Annotated in this window: 9 protein-coding genes; 8 read left to right on the top strand and 1 reads right to left on the bottom strand. The window is 35.0% G+C overall.

The features are described 5' to 3' along the window. The first annotated feature begins 31 nt into the window (after nucleotides 1–31). From LE180_RS05575 to LE180_RS05545, 7 genes are all read left to right on the top strand, one after another. Entirely contained in the window at nucleotides 32–211 is a 180-nt protein-coding gene (locus tag LE180_RS05575; protein WP_374134469.1) for a hypothetical protein, read from the top strand. A gap of 356 nt (nucleotides 212–567) precedes the next feature. After that, entirely contained in the window at nucleotides 568–834 is a 267-nt protein-coding gene (locus tag LE180_RS05570) for a DUF5675 family protein (RefSeq protein ID WP_374134468.1), read from the top strand. A gap of 363 nt (nucleotides 835–1,197) precedes the next feature. After that, on the top strand, nucleotides 1,198–1,407 hold the full coding sequence (locus LE180_RS05565; RefSeq protein WP_374134467.1) for a hypothetical protein: 210 nt from the start codon (nucleotides 1,198–1,200) through the stop codon (nucleotides 1,405–1,407). A gap of 328 nt (nucleotides 1,408–1,735) precedes the next feature. Next, entirely contained in the window at nucleotides 1,736–3,025 is a 1,290-nt protein-coding gene (locus LE180_RS05560) for an adenylosuccinate synthase (protein WP_374134466.1), read from the top strand. Between the two features lie 19 nt (nucleotides 3,026–3,044). Then, on the top strand, nucleotides 3,045–3,710 hold the full coding sequence (gene thyX / locus LE180_RS05555) for an FAD-dependent thymidylate synthase (protein WP_374134465.1): 666 nt from the start codon (nucleotides 3,045–3,047) through the stop codon (nucleotides 3,708–3,710). Between the two features lie 20 nt (nucleotides 3,711–3,730). Beyond that, entirely contained in the window at nucleotides 3,731–4,918 is a 1,188-nt protein-coding gene (locus LE180_RS05550) for a cation:proton antiporter (protein ID WP_374134464.1), read from the top strand. A gap of 17 nt (nucleotides 4,919–4,935) precedes the next feature. Beyond that, nucleotides 4,936–5,241, top strand: coding sequence for a hypothetical protein (locus LE180_RS05545; protein ID WP_374134463.1), 306 nt, complete (start codon nucleotides 4,936–4,938; stop codon nucleotides 5,239–5,241). Between the two features lie 61 nt (nucleotides 5,242–5,302). Here the strand turns inward: LE180_RS05545 and LE180_RS05540 are convergent, their stop codons facing one another. Next, the gene (locus tag LE180_RS05540; RefSeq protein ID WP_374134462.1) at nucleotides 5,303–5,614 is read right to left on the bottom strand and encodes a tyrosine-type recombinase/integrase; all 312 of its coding nucleotides are present in this window, start codon (nucleotides 5,612–5,614) and stop codon (nucleotides 5,303–5,305) included. 85 nt (nucleotides 5,615–5,699) lie between these two features. Between LE180_RS05540 and LE180_RS05535 the strand changes: the two genes are divergently transcribed. Next, complete coding sequence (locus LE180_RS05535) at nucleotides 5,700–6,077, top strand: ATP-binding protein (RefSeq protein WP_374134461.1); 378 nt, start codon at nucleotides 5,700–5,702, stop codon at nucleotides 6,075–6,077. Nucleotides 6,078–6,587: the final 510 nt, after the last annotated feature.

Raw genomic sequence — 6,587 nt, 5'->3', positions numbered from 1 at the left:
TTGGCGGAGTATGTTTATTTAATGTATAATAATGATATGCGGTACGTTAGAGTCGGGTAAGTCGTCACGAATGCTTATGCCGATAGGAAAATATAAAGTAATGGTTGAGATTCAACAGAGAATTACCATTACTTTATATTTTCCTATCGGCATAAGCATTCGTGACGACTTACCCGACTCTAACGTACCGCATATCATTATTATACATTAAATAAACATACTCCGCCAACTATTACCAAATCAAATGTGGTCGCTATTATATCAATTCAGTTATATCAATTTAAACCTTCTAAGAGTTTAATAGACACTGAATATGTCTGCCCATATTCGTATTATATCAAACTTTCTAATTTACAAGCTTCTAATTTACAAGAAAATATGAAAACTTCAGGAGCGTTTAGGTGATTACCCATTGAGTTTTTGTAAGAAAACTTCTACAATACTAGCCCGGTACCTTCCGCCATCATTGTTGCATTGACAACTTGAATTCGCTATTGACTTGTGTTAGTTATTATTCTACTGTGTTGTTGATGTAGTTGGCGGAGTATGTTTATTTAATGTATAATAATGATATGCGGTACGTTAGAGTCGGGTAAGTCGTCACGAATGCTTATGCCGATAGGAAAATATAAAGTAATGGTTGAGATTCAACAGAGAATTACCATTACTTCTAAATGTAGTGGTTTTACAGGCGTGCGTATTCATAGAGGAAATATCTCAAAAGATATGCAAGGTTGCATACTTCCCGGAAAAAACGATAGAAATAGAATCGGCTGGGTAAGCTATTCTACCAAATACGAACAAAAGATTATGGATTTAATTCTGAGCTATTAAAGGTGTTGGATGACAATCTCACCAAATTTTTGACTATGTAATGAAATTATGTATAATAAAGATGATAGCTTGCAGAATACATCGCTGGACACTGTTTCTAAATTGATAAACATGATGGATTGTTTAGAAGAAAATCCGATGAAAAAAGAATAAATTATTTCATATTAAAATTTAACAGTAGAAACGGCAAATTCAAGTTGCTAATGCAGTATTTTAGAATTACAAATATCCTGAGGTGTGAAGTAACCAAGATGTTTTTGAAGAAATTCTCCGACAAATGAAAAAGGCAAAACTGTAATGCTATGCCGGATGAATATGTTGTTTGTGAGAAAATGGTAGAATTTAAAATGGAATGGAACTATTATGACATCTAGAAATATTGTTGCTAAATGCGGACATATTGCAAGGAGATTGAAACAAGATGAGTCTTTGAAAGGCAAGGTATTAGAATTTGCTCTTGATGTTATTGGTGAAAATCGTACTTGTGGTAATGATAATCAATTATTAAATACAATAGTGGAAAAATTAAAAGTAGGTCGCCAACTAAATGAATATGAATGCCATACTATGTGATTGATGTATTATTAGAAAATAAAAATTTGAGATATTAAAAAGGAATTTTTAGTGGGCAGAGAAAATATATTCAAAACGTTCACATACGAAAAGAGTTAATGAGTTGCTTGAAGAGTTGGATAGATAAAATTATGTGCAGTACACACAGATTTTGTTGTTGATTTGCGATAAGAACTTACAAATTGCTTGCAAAGCGGGCAAAATAGTATATAAAAGAAATCTCGTTGGCGCGCTCGTTTTAAGTTGTAGGCGCTTCAGCCAAATACTAAATCCGTTTAGACTTTATTTTCGTTAAAGGGTTAAGTGGTTATTTTATGGAAGGTACATCATGCCAACACTAGTTGTTTTAGGTACGCAGTGGGGAGATGAAGGTAAGGGAAAAGTTGTTGATTATCTTGCTAAGCAAGCGGACTATATTGTCCGTTATCAGGGTGGCAATAATGCAGGTCATACGCTGATTTACGAAAACAAACCTTTTGTGCTTCATTTAGTGCCGTCGGGGATACTCTTTCCAAAAAAATATTGTTTAATCGGAAACGGCGTTGTAGTTGATCCTAAGGCATTAAAAGAAGAGATTACTTTCTTAAATAAAAAGAAAATTTCTGTCAGAGGTAGATTTTTTATAAGTGAGCAGGCTCACATAATACTTCCTTATCATAAACTTATTGATGGCATCCTCGAGGAAGGAAACGTCAAAATAGGTACTACAAAAAGAGGAATAGGTCCTTGTTATTCCGACAAGGTAAAAAGAATAGGGATAAGAGTTATTGACTATTTGGAGAAAAATGTTTTTTTGGATCTTCTTGATAAAAATCTCATAGAAAAAGCTCCTATTTTGGAAAACAGTGGCATAAGTATTGAGAAATTGAAGAAAGAAATATTGAAAGATCATAAAGAACTTTCGAAGTTCATAAAACCTTTTGTTGCGGATACAAGTCTTATGATTGAGAGCGCAATAAAGAAAAATAAAAAAGTGCTTTTTGAAAGCGCTCAAGGCACACTATTAGATTTGGATTTTGGGACATACCCATATGTAACTTCATCTAATCCTACAGCCGGCGGTGTGTGTCCCGGTGCAGGACTAGGACCTACGGAAATCAATAATGTTTTAGGAGTTGTAAAGGCATATACTACAAGAGTAGGCGAAGGTCCTTTTACTGTAGAACTTTTTGATAAGATGGGAGATTTTTTAAGGGAAAAAGGTGGGGAATATGGCGCAACAACTGGCAGACCTCGTCGTTGCGGCTGGTTCGATGCTGTTGTTGTACGGCATAGTGTTAGGGTTAGTGGTATAAAACATTTAATTCTTACGAAACTTGATTGCATGGAAGATATAAAGACAATTAAAATTTGTGTTGCCTACAAATATAAAGGCAGAATATATAAGGATTTCCCTTCGTCTAGAACTGTACAGAAATACGCTGAACCCGTTTACGAGGAAATGTTAGGATTCAAAGGTAAAATTAAAGGTGTTACAAGTTTTAAAAAACTACCTCTTAATGCGCAAAAATACGTTAAACGTTTGGAGCAGCTTGTTGGCGCCCCTATAGGCTTAATTTCTCTCGGTAGAAAGAGAGAAGAGACTATAGAAGTGGTCGAAAATACAAAGTGGTTCTAATTGTGTTATTGGAGAAACATTGAAAGTAAACCTTTTAAAATTTACCAAAGAACCTGAAAGAGTATGCGCGATAGCAGCAAGATTGTGTTATAGCGCTGTCGGTATAGGCGAAATTTCAGAGAAACTCACGGAAGAAAAAATTAAAGATCTTCTTGGTAAAGTTGTTTTGTCAGGGCATCACTCTGTTTTAGAACATGCATCTTTTACTTTTGGTGTGGAAGGCGTATCTCGTGCATTGCTTGCGCAACTTACAAGGCATAGAATAGCCTCTTTTTCAGTGCAAAGCCAAAGATATGTAAAGTTTAAGGATGGTATTGAATTTGTAATCCCAGCGTCAATTAAAAAAAATAGTTGCCTTTTAGAAAAATATAATGAATTTTTAAAAAATACCGAAAATTTGTATAAAGAATTTTTAGATGCAGGTATCCCTGCTGAAGATGCGAGATATATCTTACCTAATGCTTGCGCAACAAAGATAATAATAACTATGAACGCTCGAGAATTGAGACACTTTTTCTCATTGAGAAGCTGCAATAGAGCGCAATGGGAAATAAGGGAGATGTCGCGTTGCATGTTAAATCTTGTCAGAGAGGAAGCGCCTTTATTGTTTGCCGATGCAGGTCCTGATTGTGTAAGAGAAGGTTGTCGCGAAACTTTTACATGCGGTAAGCCGTGGGAAAAATAAGAAACAAATAGGGGTTTTGAATGCATGATGTGTTCGTGTTTTTAATGGCTTTGTCTAGTATTCTTTTATTTGCAAAAATATTTGGCGAATGCGCTTTAAAATTAGGGCAAAGCGCTATAATAGGCGAACTTTTAGCCGGTATAGTTATAGGTCCAAGCGTTTTGGGACTTGTCAGTGAAACAGCAGTATTAACAAGTATGTCAGAACTTGGCGCAATAGTTTTACTTTTTGAGGTGGGTCTTGCTACGAACATAAAAGAGTTTTTAAAGGCAGGCGGATGGGCTACAGCCGTGGCATTTGTTGGAGTTGCAGCTCCTTGCCTTCTAGGCTATTTTGTGTTTTTGTATTTTGGGTTTTCAAGCGCTCAGGCAATTTTTGCAGGAGCTGTTCTTACAGCAACTTCTGTTGGTATCACCGCAAGAGTTTTCATGGATTTAAAACGTCTTGAAACTGAAGAAGCAAAGATAGTTTTAGGCGCTGCGGTTATTGATGACGTTATAGGTCTTGCAATTCTTGCTGTTGTTTTAAAGCTCGTTCAGGGTGAAACTGTTACTTTGTGGGCAATTGCATCTACAAGTGGAACTGCGATACTGTTTTTAGTGTTGTCTGTAGTTGTAGGTATGCTTATAGCCCCTTCGATTTTAAAATTTGTTTCAAGGATGAAACAAGCGAACACAGCATTTGTTATAGGTATCGTTTTTTGTTTCGTTGTGTCAGCGCTTGCTGTTAAAGTCAAACTCGCTCCAATAGTCGGCGCATTTGTGGCAGGGTTAATTCTTTCGACAACAAAACAAAGTGATGAAATAAAAAAGGATGCAAAACCCCTTTATGCTTTTTTTGTTCCCATTTTTTTTGTTTTAATGGGTACTAAGGTAGATATTAGTACATTCAATCCTTTTGTAGCGGCAAATGTGGAAGTTTTGGTTTTGATAGCAGTACTTTTTGTTGTTGCTTTTGTTGGTAAAATGGTTGCTGGGTTTGTTGTGTTTAAGAAAGGCATAAGTAAACTTTTGATAGGTGTTTCAATGGTTCCACGCGGAGAAGTCGGTTTGATATTTGCAGGTATGGGACTGAAAAACAATGTGTTTAGAGCTAAAGATTACAGCGCGTTGGTTGCCGTTATAATGCTTACAACTTTTGTTGCGCCAACAATATTAAAATATCTTATGTCAAAACAAAAAAATAATCAAAAATGGGAAAAATCATAGTCCTGCTATTAGGTGTAATGATTTTTTCTAATTTGCCTGTTTTTTCAGGTGAATGTACTCAGTCTAAATCTGTAAAAGAAACTGTTCTTGAAGCTCCGTATAAGTCGGCAATATGGGATAAAGTGAAGTGTATTGACGGCGCTGAAATTATATCAAAAAATGTTTCTTCTGTATGTAAAAAATTTCATACTATGGTTCGCAATTTAAACAATAATGATAAAATGATAGCTCTGTTGAAAAAAGCTTATGAAAACATAAAGAATTTCGTTTTTAAGATGGGGTTGTTGTTAAAACAGCTTTGTAATTGCGCCATTAAAGAGTAACCAGACATGTAGCAGAAAACAAAGGGAAGCTTTATCTTTGGAGATATAACCACGGGTCAGCTTAAAGCAATTTGGCTAATGTTAGAAAAAGTGGTAATACAATCCGTTCTGTCATCGCAATACTTGCACGATCTGCTATTGTGCTAATCTTTTTTATAGGTTGTCCCGAATTAATAAGCGTAGTTATGAATTTATGTCTAAGACTACGAAATGAAAAGTTGTCGCTTAATATTTTTCTTTTATGTTCTGCGTTGATTTTCTTTTTCAGTTTTATAAACACCGATGATAAGATCTCCTCATCAAGCGCTTTGTCGCTCCCTTCAAAGAAACAGATAAATTTTGATTTTTTGGCTTGAATATATCTTTTATTCAAATTCAAAATCAGACACTATATAATCTTGTGTTTTTGTAGGAAGTTTTAATAATTTCGTAAATGGTGAATAATTTTTATCGTGAAAATGACTCACTTAGCCTGCGCTATCACCATTGAATTACAACTTACGGGAAACAAAGTGACTTTTGAAAGTTGCCATAAGCTCATAAACGAATTCATGCGAGGGTATGATGTTGAGCGGAAATATTTAGAGCGGATGTATAATGCGAAGTATTTAATTCTTGACGATTTGGATAGCGGGTTATTCAGCGCTAATACTATAGAAAGTCAGAAGTTTTTGCGTAACTTTTTTGACGTTATAGACACAAGAGACGCTCGAGAAAAGAGTAGGATACTGATTACGACGAACATGCAAATAACTGACTTTTCAAACATTGATGACAGACTTTCAAGCAGGATGTCAGCTATCCGTATCAATGGCAAGGATTTCAGAGGCGTTTAAAAGCAAGGAAACGGGCAAAATTTAGCGTAAAACTTAATCCAAAAAGCGGTTAAAATTTTATAGAAAAAGCATGAGGACTAAGTCCTCAGGACTAAGTCCTCAGGACTAAGTCCTCCAAAAAAGGGTCAAAAAACAGGCAAAAAAAGACCATTTTAGCCGAAAAATAACATGGGCAACAATAAAATGATTGATTTAATGCAAAAATGGCAATTTTTGGAGCGATAAAACAGCGATAAATTGGTAATTTAGGCTTGCGATTTTAGATGAAATTTTAAATGAAAATTTAGCAGTAAATTTACTGGAGATTTTTGGTGTTTATAAGAAACCAAATTAGCAAAGGGAAAATGGACATTTTTAAAACGATTTCACAGCGAAGAAGTTTTAACGAATGGAACGATTTTAAAGCTATAGAGTTTCAAAGATACAACGAAACAGAACGGCTAATTTTGTATTTTAGGTTACATTTGGGAATATTAAACAGAAAAGAAATATCAATGAGAACAGGCATAC

The organism is Candidatus Endomicrobiellum pyrsonymphae, from assembly GCF_020328025.1.
GTDB classification, from domain to species: domain Bacteria; phylum Elusimicrobiota; class Endomicrobiia; order Endomicrobiales; family Endomicrobiaceae; genus Endomicrobiellum; species Endomicrobiellum pyrsonymphae.
This window is presented reverse-complemented; position numbering and strand designations above follow the sequence as displayed.

Coding starts and splice junctions, on each gene's coding strand:
- LE180_RS05575 (WP_374134469.1), top strand. CDS start 32: ATGATATGCGGTACGTTAGAGTCGGGTAAGTCGTCACGAATGCTTATG.
- LE180_RS05570 (WP_374134468.1), top strand. CDS start 568: ATGATATGCGGTACGTTAGAGTCGGGTAAGTCGTCACGAATGCTTATG.
- LE180_RS05565 (WP_374134467.1), top strand. CDS start 1,198: ATGACATCTAGAAATATTGTTGCTAAATGCGGACATATTGCAAGGAGA.
- LE180_RS05560 (WP_374134466.1), top strand. CDS start 1,736: ATGCCAACACTAGTTGTTTTAGGTACGCAGTGGGGAGATGAAGGTAAG.
- LE180_RS05550 (WP_374134464.1), top strand. CDS start 3,731: ATGCATGATGTGTTCGTGTTTTTAATGGCTTTGTCTAGTATTCTTTTA.
- LE180_RS05545 (WP_374134463.1), top strand. CDS start 4,936: ATGATTTTTTCTAATTTGCCTGTTTTTTCAGGTGAATGTACTCAGTCT.
- LE180_RS05535 (WP_374134461.1), top strand. CDS start 5,700: ATGACTCACTTAGCCTGCGCTATCACCATTGAATTACAACTTACGGGA.